Raw genomic sequence first — 15796 nt, 5'->3', positions numbered from 1 at the left:
TCAATGCGAGAGGTATATGGCTTGGATAAAGCATTACGCGAGTAAACTCGCATAAGCGGTTCCCGCAAGCCCGGACAGACGGTTTCCCGTCTGCCGGATTTGCGGTGTTACCGCACAGGAATATTCAGCAGAGAAAGTGGGAGAGTTTTTGCAGAATAAGAACAATGATGCTAAAATTGAGTACAGTGGGTTGCTTGGAATTATGTAGCTGAATAAATATACTCAGAAAAATTGAGTAATTTATTAAGAAAATAAAGAAGTGGCGGTTTATAAAAAGAGATAATATAAGCAAAAAGAAAAGTCTTGACAAATAAACGACCGTTTACTATTATATAAATGTAAACGGTCGTTTATTTATTTAGAGGAAATGTGCATGGGTAATAGGAAAGAGGAAATATTATAATAAGAGAGGACATAAAAGAAATGGGAAAAAGTAATATTATGATTCGTTTAGAGAAAAAGGAAGAGTATCAGAAAGTAGAAAATCTGGTAAGAGAAAGTTTTTGGAATGTGTATCGTCCAGGATGCCTTGAGCATTATGTATTGCATCAGCTCCGAAATGATTCGGCATTTGTTCCAGAATTGGATTTTGTGATGTTTCTTAATGAAAATGGTGAAGAGGGTAAGCTGATTGGTCAGAATATGTTTATGAGAACAACTATTAAATCAGATGATGGAAGAAATATTCCAATTATGACGATGGGACCGATTTGTATTACTCCAGAATTAAAACGACAAGGGTATGGAAAAGCATTACTTGATTATTCATTGGATAAGGCAGCGAAACTTGGCTGTGGTGCAGTCTGCTTTGAGGGAAACATTGATTTTTATGGAAAAAGTGGATTCAGACCGGCAAGCGAATTTAACATTCGTTATCATGGACTGGAAGAAGGGGAGGATGCATCTTTCTTTTTATGTAAAGAGCTGATTCCTGGCTATCTGAATAGTATTACAGGAGAGTATGCGACACCAGTGGGATATTTTGTAGATGAAAAGGAAACTGAAGAATTTGATAAGTTGTTTCCTTATAAAGAGAAGAAAAAACTACCGGGGCAATTATTTTAGTGAAGTGGATTGCGAATATCCACTTCACATGCAGATATGAGTGCAGCAAGTTTTTTGCATTCATATTATTTTTTAACATATGGATTCTAATAAAAAAGGTAAATCCAACGTATGCTGCAGTATTTAAGGAAAAATGAAAACATAAGGAGCAAATATGGAATCAGATATAATTAAAATCAGCCATCTGAATAAAAGATTTGGCGAAGTAAAAGCGGTAAATGATTTGAGCTTTCGTGTGAAAAAAGGAGAATTGTTTGCGTTTCTTGGAGTAAACGGTGCAGGGAAAAGTACAACCATTTCTATTCTCTGTGGACTGCTGAAAAAAGACAGTGGAACTGTTCTGGTAAACGGAATAGAAACTGACAAAGCCGGTGCACAGACAAAAAGAATGCTTGGTGTTGTATTTCAGGATAGCGTACTTGATAAACCGCTTACAGTGAAAGAGAACCTAATGAGCAGAGCTGCTTTGTACGGCATTACAAGAAAGGCTTTTGATAAGAGATTAATGGAGCTGGTCGAGATTTTGGATTTTGACGAGTTTTTAAACAGACCTGTAGGTAAGCTGTCGGGAGGTCAGAGAAGAAGGATTGATATTGCCCGTGCATTATTGCACAGACCAGAAATTTTGATTCTTGACGAGCCTACTACCGGGCTTGATCCGCAGACGAGGCAGTTAATCTGGAATGTTATCGAGAAGCTTCAGAAAACTGAAAATATGACAGTATTTTTAACCACCCATTATATGGAGGAGGCTGCTAATGCCGGATATGTTATGATTCTTGACAAAGGAAGTATTGCAGCGGAAGGTACACCGTTTGAACTTAAAAATGATTATGTACAGGATATCGTGTCTGTTTATGGTGTTTCCGAAGATGAAATAAAGTCATTGAACAGAGAATATAAAAAAATTCGTGACGGATATCAGATAAAAGTAAGAAATACGAAGGAAGCTACGAAGCTTATTGTAGAGCATCAGGATTTATTCACAGATTATGAAGTAGTAAAAGGCGGTATGGATGATGTATTTCTTGCAGTCACAGGGAAAAGATTGGAGGTGAACGCTGATGAGAACAGTATTGGCATTAATGAACAGGAATAGGAAACTGTTTTTTAAAGATAAAGGTATGTTGTTTACATCAATGATCACACCCGTTGTTCTGATTGTTCTGTATGCTACGTTTCTTGCAAAGGTTTTCAGAGATTCTTTTACAGCTGCAATTCCGGATATGATCACGATTTCGGATAAGCTCATTAATGGAACTGTAGCAGCACAGCTGACAGCATCACTTATGGCAGTGAGCTGTATCACTGTAACATTTTGTGTGAATCTGACTATGGTGCAGGACAAGGCAAATGGAATAAGGAAGGATTTTAATGTTTCACCGGTCAGCAGTGGGGAAATCTATTTAGGATATTTCCTCTCAACAGCAGCTAATTCTTTGATGGTTAATGGACTTGCATTTGTATTATGCCTGGGATATTTATTTAAAATGGGATGGTATATGAATGCAGCAGACGTATTATGGGTTTTATTTGATATGATATTGCTCGTCCTGTTTGGAAGTACGCTTTCAAGTATCATTAGCTTTCCGTTGACAACACAGGGACAGCTTTCGGCTGTAGGTACAATTGTCAGTGCAGGATATGGTTTTATATGTGGTGCTTATATGCCAATTTCAAATTTTGGGTCAGGTCTTCAGAAGGTGCTGTCTTATCTTCCGAGTACATATGCCACTTCATTGATTAAAAATCATATGCTTCAAGGAGTATTCAGGGAGATGGAGAGAAAACATTATCCGGGTGAAATGATTGAAGTGATAAGAGAAACTCTTGATTGTAATCCGGTATTTCATGGAAATGTGGTAAGTGTAAATCAGATGATTGGTATTATGATGGGAAGTATAGCTGTATTTGGAATTATTTATTATTTTATTACATTGCTGCCAGAAGGTGAAGGCGGACGATAGGAAATATTATTTTTAGTGGGTAAAAGTCGAGTCTTCTAGCTGATGACACGATAGGTGTCACTCATGTGACAGAGCGATTCTTACTATTTTTCTGCAGGATATGATGTTGCATGGTGGTGAACGTGTCAGGATACAGAATCTGCAGGGCGTGATTAGTTGGTATAACAGTAAAAGATAATCGGAGGTAAGAGTTAAACTCTCGTTAACTTGTGAATCCACTTATAACTTCGGAATCTTAAAAATATCGGAATCCCCTTAAATATCTGATCAGACTGTAAACAGATAACTACTGCAGCAATTGGCCATCTCCACCAAAAAGCAGTGGCTAAAGACAGTGGAAGTACAATGCCCCATGTACTAATCATATTTACATAAAGAGAGAACTTTGTATCTCCAGCGCCACGAATGATTCCCGAGCCAACGGGCATCTGGTATGCCATACCAACCATGATTACCGCCATAATGATAATAAGCTGCTCTGCAAGCTGAGAAGCGGTTGGACTTAAGGTATATTGTGCTAAAAGAAAGTCTTTTGTAAAGTAAAGAATAGCAGCAAGAATTATTCCAACACCTACATCAAGTACAGAGAGCGTTCTTGCTGCGGCTTTTACCTCATCTAAATCTCCCCTGCCAACTGCTTTTCCCATCATGACAGAAGAAGCGGAAGACATAGCAAGCACAACAACTTTCATATATTGATAAAATGTACTTGCAACAGAATTTGCAGCTATCGCATCGGAACTTAAATGCCCGAGAATTGCGGTCTGCATCGGTACGGAAATCGCCCACAACATTCCAGATATAAAAACCGGAACAGCAACCTTTACATAATCTGAACGTAATAATCTATCAATGTGAAATACTGCTCTATCTGAAAATAACTTCAACTTTTTATCTATTTTTGCTACATAAATAAGTACAATAAGGAACTCTAAACATCTCGATAGCATCGTGCCAATTGCTGCCCCACGAATTCCCAACTTTGGAAAGCCAAATCGTCCGTAGATTAAAATATAGTTAATACTTACATTGAATACTAAAGAAACACACGATATTACAAACGCGATCCGTACCGTTTCAACACTGCGAAGTGCAGAAAGAAGTACCTGTGTTACAAGATACAAAAGAAATGTATACTTTATAATCTGTAAATAACTTCCTGCCTCAGATAAAATTGCCACATCGGACGTAAAAAAGCCTAACATTGCTTCTGGAAACAGCGAGCATAAAATAATCAAAAAGATTCCCAAGCCTAGTGCGATCTTCAAGACCATTCCCGTAATCTGCCGGATTGGCTCCATTCGTTTTTGTCCCCAATATTGTGAGGAAATAACAACCAGCCCATCACCGATCACAACCGCTGCCTGTTGGATAAGGAAAAATATCTGATTCACCAAAGCTGCACCAGAAAGAGCATTCTGACTGTAAGCCCCAAGCATGATGTTATCTGCCATATTCACACTGTAAGAAATAAGATTCTGCAACGAAATAATAATAAGTAATGGAAATAATGCCGCATAAAAATTTTTATCGTGAGAAAAAAATGTTTTTTTCATTTATAATAAAATAGCCTTTCTGTAGATTTCGAAAACCATTATACCAGTTTATAAGAAAAGGAAAAAGAGAAATTTGTGTCAGCCAGAAACAGTATGATACAGGAGTTGAAGTAATAGTATACTTTGCATAATCTTTTTTGTGCAATATATTCATTTTTTTACATAAAAAGTATCGATTATGATACAATAATGACATAAAATAAGATATAATATAAAATATATCATAAAAAGGAGTGTAAAAAATGAAAAAAACATGGAAAAAATGGGTTGCACTAGGAATGACTTTTAGTATGATGGCGGGTATTGCTGGTTGTGGTAACAGTAAACATGCTGGTTCAGAAAATACAACGGAAGCTGCGAAAAAACAGGAGGCAGCTGCGCCAATCAAAATCGCAACAAAACCGATGACAGAACAGTTTATTTTAGGCGAAATGTTAAAATTAGTTATTGAAGATACTACGGATTATTCTGTGGAACTTACAAAAGGAATCGGAGGCGGTACAAATAATATTATGCCGGCTATGGAATCCGGTGACTTTGATTTATATCCGGAATATACTTCTTCTGGATATATCATGGTATTAAAACATGATTCCGATGGCATAAGTGATGAAGATATGTGGAAACAGCTTCAGAAAGAGTATAAGGATAAATATGATATGTCCTGGATTGGTCAGTATGGTTTTAACAATACGTATGCGCTTATTATAAGAGAAGAAGCTGCGAAAAAGTATAACCTGACAAAAACATCTCAACTGGCAGATGTTTCAGATGAGCTGGTTTTTGGTGGTAATTCTGATTATATTGAAAGAAAAGATGGATTCCATCTTCTTTGTGATACCTATGGATTAAAATTTAAAGATGTAAAAGATATTGATATTGGTCTTAAATATGAAACATTGAAAAAGGGAGATATTGATGTTTCAAATGGTTTTACAACAGATGCACAGTTAAGTAATGATAATGTTCGTGTTCTAGAAGATGACAAGCATTTGCAGGTAAATTATTTTTGTTCTAATGTTGTAAGAAATGATACATTAAAATCACATCCTGGATTAGAAGAAGCGATTATGAAATTAGATAATTCGATTACTGACAAAGAAATGGCTTCTCTAAATTACAAAGTAGAAGTGGAAGGTAAAGAAGATGTACAGGTAGCGAAAGATTACCTTACAGAAAAAGGAATTATTAAATAATAATCTCAGACAGCGATAGAAGAATAAAAGGATCGACATAATGGAACTATTAAAAGAAATTTTGCAAATTTATATGGAACGCAGAGAATGGTTTCTGGAATTATTTGGACAACATCTCAAAATTGCGGGAATTGCTATAGTACTAGCTGGTATTATGGGCTTACTTCTTGGCATATTTATTGCGGAGAAAGAATTTATGGCTCCGGTTATTTTAACACTGGCAAATATTTTCTATACGATTCCATCTATCTCTTTATTAGGAATTTTAATACCTTTTACCGGAATCGGAGATAAAACAGCGATCATTGCTTTGACTCTATATGGATTGATGCCAATGATTCGAAATACATACACCGGTATTTGTGGAGTCAGTCAGGAAATTATACAGGCTGCCAGAGGGATGGGGAGTACAGATATCCAGATTTTGTGTAGAATTAAACTTCCCTTAGCGCTCGGTGTTATTCTGGCCGGTGTCCGAAACATGGTGGTTATGACATTGTCAGTAACAGCGATTGCGGCATTTATTGGTGCCGGAGGATTAGGCGTTGCCATTTACAGAGGAATTACAATCTATAATCCAGCGCTTACTTTTGCCGGAAGTGTATTGATCGCCCTTCTTGCACTGATTGCAGATTTATTGCTTGGAATACTTGAAAATTATGTAAAGAAGAGAGGTGTGTCGCAGTGATACGAATGGAAGATGTATCGTATAGTTACGGAAAAAAAGAAGTACTGCATCACTTTAATCTTCATGTAAAAGAAGGAGAATTTCTTACAGTAATCGGCTGTTCCGGCTGTGGGAAGACAACGATGCTAAAGTTGATCAATGCGCTTCTTCTTCCTTCTTTGGGAACTGTTTATGTGCAGGGGCATGATATTACCAAAACAGATCATATAGCTTTGCGCAGAAGCATTGGTTATGCGATTCAGAATAAGGGACTTTTTCCACATATGACAGTAGAAGATAATATCGCTTATGTTTTAACTATTAGTGGACAGAAAAATAAAAAGCAAAACCAAAAGCGTGTTTTAGAACTTTTAAATTTGGTAGGACTTGAAGAATCTCTTTTAAAACGTCGTCCATCGGAACTGTCCGGTGGACAGCAGCAGCGTGTAGGTATTGCAAGAGCTTTGGCTGCAAAACCTAAAATTATGCTGATGGATGAACCTTTTGGAGCTTTAGATGAAATTACCCGGAAAATGATGCAGAAAGAACTGCTGGCACTTCATAAAAAGTTAGGTTTGACTGTCGTTTTTATTACACATGATATCAGAGAGGCAATGAAACTGGGTGATCGTGTGCTTGTCATGAATCAGGGAAGAGCTGTACAGTTAGATAGACCGGAAGTGATTCTTTCCCATCCGGCAAATGCCTTTGTACAGGAATTGATTAGTGACTAGCGACATTCTTGCTATCTATAGATGTAGTCATTTCATATCTGATGATATAACATTTGTTACTTCTTTTTTGTACCGCAGAATAGTAAAATAAATTCAAGAATGCCATGGTATTCTTGAATTTATTTTATGGATAGATTTACATCATGTATAAATTGATTTTAGGGAGTAAATGAGGTGAAATATTATGGAACATACGAAATTAACGGAATTATTACATCAAGTGGCTTCCGGTGATATCAGTGTAGAAAAGGCTGCATTAGAGTTGAAGACAGAGCCGTTTGAAGATCTTGGTTTTGCAAAACTTGATCATCACAGAAAGATTCGTCAGGGAGCGGCAGAGGTAATTTATGGTGCCGGAAAAACTCCGGAACAGATACGAAAGATTACAGAAGCTTTTCGAAAAAAAAGCGATAATGCCGTATTGATTACAAGAATGAGCCAGGAAGCGGCAGATCTTGTGGGCGCAAGTCTTCCGTTGCATTATAATGCACTTAGTAAAACTGGTATTGTAGGAGAACTTCCGAAGAAAGACGGAAATGGAAAAATAGTCATTGCAACGGGTGGGACAAGCGATTTGCCTGTAGCGGAAGAGGCTGCCTTAACTGCTGAAATTCTTGGGAATGAAGTTGTAAGAATTTATGATGTTGGTGTTGCAGGTATTCATCGTCTGTTAGCCTATTCCGAAGATTTAATGAGTGCCCAGGTTATCGTTGTTATTGCCGGAATGGAAGGCGCTCTTGCCAGTGTGGTAGGAGGACTCGCGGATTGTCCGGTTATCGCGGTACCGACCAGTGTTGGATATGGAGCTTCTTTTGGAGGTTTGTCCGCTCTTTTATCAATGCTTAACTCCTGTGCAAGCGGAGTCAGTGTTGTCAATATTGATAATGGTTTTGGTGCTGGTTATATGGCAAGTATGATTAATCATGTCTCTGTGAAAAATCCAGAAAACGTAAGAATGCAGCCACATCATTTACATGAACATTCATAAAAAACAAAGCCTACTATAAAAGATAGAAATGTAAAGGAGAGTAGTTATAATATGAAGACATTATATTTGGAATGTAATATGGGAGCTGCCGGAGATATGCTTACGGCAGCACTTACGGAATTAATGCCTGATCCGGATGCTTTTGTGCAGCAATTGAATGATTTACAGATCCCTCAGGTAAAGATTAAACGAACAACAATAGCAAAATGCGGTATTATGGGAACGCATATGGAAGTAACCGTAAATGGAGAAGAAGAAAAAAGTGTTGATGTGCCATTGCATATGCATGAACATCATCATGAAGATCATGATCATATACATGAACATCACCATGCGGGACATGATCATGTGCATGAACATCACCATGAGGAGCATGACCATGTGCATGAACATCACCACGATGGGCATGACCATGTACATGAGCACACACATGGACACAGTCATCATCATACGAGTATGAAAGATATTGAGCATATTATCGGGCATCTGAATGTACCAGAAAAGGTAAAAGAGGATGCGATTGCCGTATATAAATTAATTGCAGATGCAGAGAGCCATGCTCATGGATGTCCGGTGGAGGAAATACATTTTCATGAAGTTGGAGCCATGGATGCAGTAGCAGATATTGTCGGGGTTTGTCTTGCAGTTTATAAACTTGCTCCGGAACAGATCATAGCTTCTCCTGTTCATGTTGGTTATGGTCAGATTCACTGTGCTCATGGTATTCTTCCAATCCCGGCACCTGCAACAGCACATATTCTGCAGGGAATTCCTATTTATGGTGGAAGAATTGAAGGAGAGCTTTGCACACCGACCGGAGCAGCTCTTTTAAAACATTTTGCTCAATCTTTTGGTCAGATGCCAATGATGTCTGTAGAAAAGACAGGTTATGGTATGGGAATGAAAGACTTTACTGATGCAAACTGCCTTCGTGCGATTATCGGAGAAAGTATAGAAGAACAAGAGTATACAGGGTGTCATGGTGAACCACAGGAAATGGATTCCATTATAGAACTTTGTTGTAATCTTGATGATATGACTCCGGAAAAGATTGGATTTGTCACAGAACTTTTGATGAAAGAAGGAGCTTTTGATGTTTATACGACAAATATTCAGATGAAGAAAAACCGTCCGGCAATCATGCTTACCTGTATGTGTGCCAAAGAAGACAGAGAGAAGTTTCTTACGCTTATTTTAAAACATACAACCACACTGGGGGTTCGTGAATATAACTGTAAACGCTATGGACTGAAAAGAGAAATCAAAGAAATAGAAACTATATATGGAACGGTTCATGTCAAAGCTGCTTCCGGATACGGTATTGTAAAGGAAAAACCAGAATATGAAGATATGGCAAGAATCGCGAAAGAAAAGAACATTTCATTGTCAGAAGTAGAAAAAGAAATCTACAAAAAATTGAGTGAAAATAAAGCAAGGTAATACAAAAATATATAAATGACAAATTTATAAAAAAGCTATTTTTCCATCTTTAAACAGTAAATATATTGGTTGAAATCATGTCCAAAAAGAGATAAAGTATATTTGTAATGATAGAATATTTCATTTTAAATTTAAATTTAGAAAGGGATTATGAACATGGAAAAATCAAAAGTATATTTTACTGACTTTAGGGCAAAGTTAGGAGAGGGACTTCCAATGAAGTTAAAAAGACTTCTGAAAAAGGCTGGAATCTCCGAAATTGACATGGAAAATAAATTTGTAGCCATTAAAATGCATTTTGGAGAACTTGGTAACATAAGTTTTTTACGTCCCAATTATGCCAAAGCGGTTGCTGATGTAGTAAAAGAATTAGGTGGAAAGCCATTTTTAACAGATTGTAATACGTTATATCCGGGAAGCCGTAAGAACGCATTAGAACATTTGCAGTGCGCCTGGGAGAATGGCTTTACAGCAATGACGGTTGGATGCCCTATTTTAATTGCAGACGGTTTAAAAGGAACAGATGATATTGAGGTACCTGTTGAGGGCGGCGAATACATAGAAAAAGCAAAGATTGGACGAGCAATCATGGATGCAGACATTTTTATTAGTTTAAGCCACTTTAAAGGTCATGAAACGACTGGATTTGGCGGAGCGATTAAAAATATCGGTATGGGCTGTGGCTCTCGTGCAGGAAAAAAGGAACAGCATACGAATGGTCAGCCAACGATTCATGAAGAATTATGTCGTGGATGCCGTCGCTGTATGAGAGAATGTGCGAATAATGGTCTTGTATTTGATGAAGAGACAAAGAAGATGCATATTGATGGAACGAATTGTGTAGGATGTGGAAGATGCATCGGCGCATGTAACTTTGATGCGATTGAATTTGAAAATTGGGCGGCAACAAAAGATTTAAATTGCAGAATGGCAGAATACACAAAAGCAGTAATTGATGGAAGACCGAATTTCCATATTTCACTTGTTGTTGATGTATCCCCAAACTGTGACTGCCATGTGGAAAATGATGCACCGATTCTTCCGAATATCGGAATGTTCGCATCGTTTGATCCATTAGCATTGGATCAGGCATGTGTAGATGCCTGCTTAAAGATGCAGCCGCTTCCAAACAGTCAGCTTTTTGAAAATATGCACAGGGAAGGTTTCTGTGATCATCATGATCATTTTGAAAATACTACGCCTGAGTCTGAATACAAAACCTGTCTGGAACATGCAGAAAAGATTCATCTCGGAAGCAGAAATTATGAGCTAATTGTAATGAAGTAGCATTTTTGTCTTGCATTTTTGTTAAGATAAGCGTATTATAAATACAATTGAATAAAAGGGGAGCTTGTATTACAGGCTGAGAGGAAGGTATGACCTTCGACCCATTAACCTGATTTGGATAATGCCAACGTAGGGAAGCATATATATTTTTGTATATTTTTACGGGAAGTTACCGAATCGGTTACTTCTCGTTTTTTTATGTTACAGGAGGTGAAGGCATGGTAAAAATTAACGGACAAGACTGTGATAAGGCAGGGATTTCAGTTGCAGAGTATCTTGCAGCGGAGAATTATAATGTAAATCATATTGTTGTGGAGTATAATTTTACGATTATTCCAAAAGAACAGTATGGTCAGACCATTCTTAAAGATGGAGACGAAGTCGAAATCGTCAGTTTTATGGGTGGTGGATGTTAATAATTTTTATGAATTATTAAAAAAGAGATGTAATTATACAGAATCAATTTATTAATATAATATAGGTTGGTTTAGAATAATCACAAACCAGTTTAGAAAGAAGGGCGTTTTATTATGCAGACAGAAGATAAGTTAATCATTGGCGGTCATGAATTTGAATCTCGTTTTATTCTTGGTTCAGGAAAGTATTCTATGAAACTGATTGAAGCAGCGGTACGAGATGCCGGAGCACAGATTATTACGTTAGCAGTTCGAAGAGCGAATACAAAAGAACATGAAAATATTTTAGATTATATTCCAAAGGATGTGACACTGTTACCAAACACTTCCGGAGCGAGAAATGCACAGGAAGCAGTGCGGATCGCACGATTAGCAAGAGAACTTGGCTGTGGAAATTTTGTAAAAGTAGAGATTATGCGTGATAGTAAGTATCTTCTTCCGGATAATCAGGAAACGATTAAGGCGACAGAACTCCTTGCAAAAGAAGGATTTGTTGTTATGCCATATATGTATCCGGATTTAAATGCTGCCAGGGATCTTGTGAATGCAGGAGCAGCCTGCGTTATGCCGTTAGCATCTCCGATTGGTTCTAACAAAGGATTAGCTACGAAAGAGTTCATCCAGATTTTAATTGATGAGATTGATCTTCCGATTATCGTAGATGCAGGAATCGGTAAGCCTTCACAGGCATGTGAGGCAATGGAGATGGGTGCAGCAGCAATTATGGCAAATACTGCGTTGGCAACTGCCGGTGATCTTCCAATGATGGCTGCAGCTTTTCGTCAGGCAATCGAAGCAGGAAGAAAGGCATATTTATCCGGTTTGGGACGTGTGCTTACAAGAGGAGCAGCTGCATCAGACCCACTGACAGGATTTTTACATTAAAAGCGTTGCTGGAAAAGAGGTATTATAATGGAAAACCAGTTTTTAATCGATTCAGAATACTTATCGAAAGAAGCGTTAGAGAAGAAACACCGCCTGGAAACAGACCCTTCCTCAAGAAAGAATCATATGGAATATATGGAAGGAATGGAACAGATCAAATCAGATGTCATGGATAAAGTGATGAGTCAGATGCATTCCTATGATTATGAAAAGTATACAGCAAAAGATGTAAAAGCAGCGTTAGAACATGAAACTTGTTCTATTGAAGATTTTAAGGCATTATTATCTCCGGCTGCCGCACCATTTTTAGAGCAGATGGCACAGAAAGCAAAAATAGAAACAAGCAAACATTTTGGAAATACGGTATATCTTTTTACCCCTCTTTATATAGCAAACTATTGCGAGAATTACTGCGTTTATTGTGGTTTTAACTGTTATAATCATATTAATCGTATGCAGCTTAATATGGAGCAGATTGCTCATGAGATGAAAGTAATCGCTGATTCCGGTATGGAAGAGATTTTGATACTTACAGGAGAGAGCAGAGCAAAAAGTGATGTCAAATATATTGGAGAAGCATGTAAGCTTGCCAGCAAGTATTTTCGTATGGTTGGTCTCGAAATTTATCCGGTAAATACAGATGAATATCGTTATCTGCATGAATGTGGCGCAGATTATGTTACAGTTTTTCAGGAAACCTATGATTCCGATAAATACGAGACGTTACATTTGATGGGACATAAGAGGGTATGGCCATATCGTTTTGAAGCTCAGGAAAGAGCTCTTATGGGAGGAATGCGAGGTGCTGGATTTTCAGCTCTTCTTGGCTTATCCGATTTTCGAAAAGATGCTCTGGCAAGTGCACTGCATGTTTATTATTTACAGAGAAAGTATCCACAAGCAGAGCTCTCCCTTTCTTGTCCAAGACTTCGTCCAATCATTAATAATGACAAGATTAATCCTTTAGATGTAGGAGAAAAACAACTTTGTCAGGTTTTATGTGCTTATCGTATTTTCCTTCCATTTGTCGGAATTACGGTTTCTTCCAGAGAAAGTGAAACATTTCGAAATGGTATTGTAAAGATTGCGGCAACAAAAGTATCCGCCGGGGTTTCTACAGGAATCGGTGACCATGAAAGTAAATATACCGGAAAGGAGGAGGACGGCGAGCAGGGCGATGAACAGTTTGAGATCAATGATGAACGAAGCTTTAAGAAAATGTACGAAGATATTTCTGAAGAAGGTCTGCAGCCGGTCTTAAACGATTACCTTTATGTCTGATCTTATATGTATCACAAACAGGAAACTTTGTAGCAATAACTTTTCAGACCAGATAGAAATGATTGCCAGTGCGCATCCAAAAGCTATTGTATTAAGAGAGAAAGACCTTTCTGAGAAAGAATATGAGCAATTAGCCAGACAGGTAATGCAAATTTGTCAGAAGCATGGAACACAGTGTATTCTCCATAGTTTTTCTAATGTAGCAATTGCACTTGGGGCAGCGGCAGTGCATATGCCATTACCATTACTTCAAAAAATGACACCGCAAGAAAGATCACATTTTCAAATAATTGGAGCTTCTTGTCATTCTTTAGAAGAAGCAAAAGAAGCACAGGATTTAGGATGTACCTATATTACTGCCGGGCACATTTTCCTCACTGACTGTAAAAAAGGATTACCAGGAAGGGGACTTCCTTTTTTAGAAGAGATCTGCAAAGCGGTTAGAATTCCGGTATATGCAATTGGAGGAATCTCTTCACAGAACATGGAGTCTGTCAGAAAGACAGGGGCAGCGGGAGCATGTATCATGAGTGGTTTTATGCGGTGCAAGACTGTGGAAGAAATCATGTAAATGCTATTTCTTTTAAAATAATATACTCTTCTAATGATTAAGAATTGCATTTTTCGACAGAAAATGTTAAGATAAATGCGGTAAAATATTAATTTTTCTATTATTTATGCAGGTATACAGCAGATAAATTGCATAATCAGAGCATAATTTTTATAATTTTTAATAAAGAAGGCAATTTTACTAACCTATCTTATATGTCTATGTTTGTAGGCAAAGGTATAAAACAATCTGTAAATAATATAGTAAACCGCAAGATAATAGAAAACCATTAGGAGGTAATATGAGTAGAATGACGAACAATATGTCAGAAGAACTATTCAAAGTGGATGGAAAGACATCAGTTGGTGAAACCCTTCCGCTTGCCCTGCAACATGTGGTGGCCATGATTGTAGGATGTGTTACACCGGCAATCATTGTAGCTGGTGTAGCTGGATTATCCGAACAGGATTCGGTTATCTTAATTCAGGCAGCCCTTACAATGTCAGCAATCACAACACTTATTCAAGTAGTTCCGCTGCTTAGAACAGGTAAAGTTTCGATTGGTTCCGGGCTTCCGGTTATTATGGGTATCAGTTTTGCCTATGTGCCAACAATGCAGGCAATTGCAGGAACCTTTGATATTGCAACTATTTTAGGAGCGCAGATTGTCGGAGGTATTGTAGCGGTTATCGTTGGTATTTTTATCAAACAGATTCGTAAGTTTTTTCCACCATTAATTACTGGTACGGTTGTATTTGCTATTGGACTTTCTTTATATCCGACAGCAATTAATTACATGGCAGGTGGAGCAAGTAATGAAAGCTATGGCTCTTGGCAGAACTGGCTTGTAGCAATTATTACACTCTGTATCGTAACGGTACTCAATCATTATGGAAAAGGAATCTGGAAACTGGCATCCATATTAATTGGAATCATTGCAGGATATATCATTTCATTATTCTTTGGAATGGTTGATTTTTCTGCCGTAGTAAATGCATCCTGGTTTGCGTTACCAAAACCAATGCATTTTGGTGTTACGTTTGAACCTTCTTCTTGTGTAGCAATTGGAGTATTATTTGCAATAAACTCTATTCAGGCAATTGGAGACTTTTCTGCGACAACGACAGGAGGGCTTGACCGTATGCCTACAGATGAAGAATTAAGCGGTGGTATCGTAGGCTATGGTTTAAGCAATATTTTCTGTGCAGTATTTGGTGGTCTTCCAACAGCTACATACAGTCAGAATGTAGGTATCGTAGGTTCCACAAAAGTTGTTGCAAAAAGAGTATTTGAAACTTCTGCAATTATTATCCTTATCGCAGGATTAATTCCGAAGTTTTCTTCAGTACTGACAACAATCCCATACTGTGTACTTGGTGGAGCAACTGTTTCTGTATTTGCATCAATTGCAATGACAGGAATTAAGCTCATTACAACGGCACCGATGGATTTTAGAAATACAACGGTAGTTGGTTTATCCATCGCACTTGGAATGGGTGTGACACAGGCTAATGCAGCACTGGCAACCTTCCCGGAATGGGTAACAACAATCTTTGGAAAGTCCCCGGTAGTATTAGCAACAATCACTGCAGTATTTTTAAATCTGGTATTACCAAAGTCAGAACAATCCTGATTTATAGATTTAATGTAGACGAAAAAAGAAAAAATAATACATCCCATCTGCTCTGTAGTCGCTGTATTTAAGATGCTCGTCCGCATCTTAAACACGCTCCCAAGCCGCATCTGGGATGTATTATTTTTTTC

At 37.7% G+C, this 15796-nt stretch carries 15 protein-coding genes and 1 riboswitch; of the genes, 14 read left to right on the top strand and 1 reads right to left on the bottom strand.

The genetic code is table 11. The features are described from left to right. The first annotated feature begins 423 nt into the window (after nucleotides 1-423). From FYJ25_RS06690 to FYJ25_RS06680, 3 genes are all read left to right on the top strand, one after another. Nucleotides 424-1065, top strand: coding sequence for a GNAT family N-acetyltransferase (locus tag FYJ25_RS06690; protein ID WP_154580859.1), 642 nt, complete (start codon nucleotides 424-426; stop codon nucleotides 1063-1065). A gap of 154 nt (nucleotides 1066-1219) precedes the next feature. Continuing rightward, nucleotides 1220-2164: an ABC transporter ATP-binding protein gene (locus FYJ25_RS06685; RefSeq protein WP_154580858.1), complete on the top strand. Its 945-nt coding sequence runs from the start codon at nucleotides 1220-1222 to the stop codon at nucleotides 2162-2164. Then, a complete protein-coding gene (locus FYJ25_RS06680; protein WP_154580857.1) occupies nucleotides 2130-3032 on the top strand; it encodes an ABC transporter permease in 903 nt (300 codons plus the stop codon). Before FYJ25_RS06685 ends, FYJ25_RS06680 begins: the two co-directional genes overlap by 35 nt. A 191-nt stretch (nucleotides 3033-3223) precedes the next feature. On the opposite strand, the gene FYJ25_RS06675 is transcribed toward FYJ25_RS06680, so the two are convergent. Continuing rightward, nucleotides 3224-4588, bottom strand: a complete 1365-nt coding sequence (locus tag FYJ25_RS06675) for an MATE family efflux transporter (protein ID WP_154580856.1) — start codon at nucleotides 4586-4588, stop codon at nucleotides 3224-3226. Nucleotides 4589-4830: 242 nt separating this feature from the next. Between FYJ25_RS06675 and FYJ25_RS06670 the strand changes: the two genes are divergently transcribed. The 11 genes from FYJ25_RS06670 (at nucleotide 4831) to FYJ25_RS06620 (ending at nucleotide 15665) form a co-directional block, all read left to right on the top strand. After that, nucleotides 4831-5784: a glycine betaine ABC transporter substrate-binding protein gene (locus FYJ25_RS06670; protein ID WP_096239912.1), complete on the top strand. Its 954-nt coding sequence runs from the start codon at nucleotides 4831-4833 to the stop codon at nucleotides 5782-5784. Between the two features lie 40 nt (nucleotides 5785-5824). Then, nucleotides 5825-6472: an ABC transporter permease gene (locus tag FYJ25_RS06665; protein WP_096239914.1), complete on the top strand. Its 648-nt coding sequence runs from the start codon at nucleotides 5825-5827 to the stop codon at nucleotides 6470-6472. 5 nt (nucleotides 6473-6477) lie between these two features. Further along, nucleotides 6478-7185, top strand: coding sequence for an ATP-binding cassette domain-containing protein (locus FYJ25_RS06660; RefSeq protein WP_096241577.1), 708 nt, complete (start codon nucleotides 6478-6480; stop codon nucleotides 7183-7185). Between the two features lie 184 nt (nucleotides 7186-7369). Beyond that, nucleotides 7370-8173, top strand: coding sequence for a nickel pincer cofactor biosynthesis protein LarB (gene larB / locus FYJ25_RS06655; protein ID WP_096239916.1), 804 nt, complete (start codon nucleotides 7370-7372; stop codon nucleotides 8171-8173). A gap of 51 nt (nucleotides 8174-8224) precedes the next feature. Further along, nucleotides 8225-9613 carry a nickel pincer cofactor biosynthesis protein LarC gene (gene larC / locus FYJ25_RS06650; protein WP_154580855.1) on the top strand — a complete coding sequence of 463 codons (1389 nt, stop codon included), beginning with the start codon at nucleotides 8225-8227 and terminating at the stop codon, nucleotides 9611-9613. Between the two features lie 156 nt (nucleotides 9614-9769). Then, the gene (locus FYJ25_RS06645) at nucleotides 9770-10900 is read left to right on the top strand and encodes a DUF362 domain-containing protein (protein ID WP_154580854.1); all 1131 of its coding nucleotides are present in this window, start codon (nucleotides 9770-9772) and stop codon (nucleotides 10898-10900) included. A gap of 46 nt (nucleotides 10901-10946) precedes the next feature. Next, nucleotides 10947-11053, top strand: a riboswitch (TPP riboswitch). A 65-nt stretch (nucleotides 11054-11118) separates the two neighbouring features. Continuing rightward, on the top strand, nucleotides 11119-11316 hold the full coding sequence (gene thiS, locus FYJ25_RS06640) for a sulfur carrier protein ThiS (RefSeq protein WP_154580853.1): 198 nt from the start codon (nucleotides 11119-11121) through the stop codon (nucleotides 11314-11316). Between the two features lie 114 nt (nucleotides 11317-11430). Beyond that, nucleotides 11431-12201 (top strand): thiazole synthase, encoded by a 771-nt coding sequence (locus FYJ25_RS06635; protein WP_154580852.1) that lies wholly within the window; start codon nucleotides 11431-11433, stop codon nucleotides 12199-12201. Nucleotides 12202-12228: 27 nt separating this feature from the next. Beyond that, the gene (gene thiH / locus FYJ25_RS06630; RefSeq protein ID WP_096239933.1) at nucleotides 12229-13482 is read left to right on the top strand and encodes a 2-iminoacetate synthase ThiH; all 1254 of its coding nucleotides are present in this window, start codon (nucleotides 12229-12231) and stop codon (nucleotides 13480-13482) included. Beyond that, on the top strand, nucleotides 13475-14053 hold the full coding sequence (locus FYJ25_RS06625) for a thiamine phosphate synthase (RefSeq protein WP_154580851.1): 579 nt from the start codon (nucleotides 13475-13477) through the stop codon (nucleotides 14051-14053). Before thiH ends, FYJ25_RS06625 begins: the two co-directional genes overlap by 8 nt. A gap of 301 nt (nucleotides 14054-14354) precedes the next feature. Next, a complete protein-coding gene (locus FYJ25_RS06620) occupies nucleotides 14355-15665 on the top strand; it encodes a uracil-xanthine permease family protein (protein ID WP_408608960.1) in 1311 nt (436 codons plus the stop codon). Nucleotides 15666-15796 lie beyond the last annotated feature (131 nt).

The organism is Anaerobutyricum soehngenii, from assembly GCF_009697165.1.
GTDB classification, from domain to species: domain Bacteria; phylum Bacillota; class Clostridia; order Lachnospirales; family Lachnospiraceae; genus Anaerobutyricum; species Anaerobutyricum soehngenii.
Note: the sequence above shows the minus strand (reverse complement) of the source record. Positions and strands in the feature narration are given on the sequence as shown.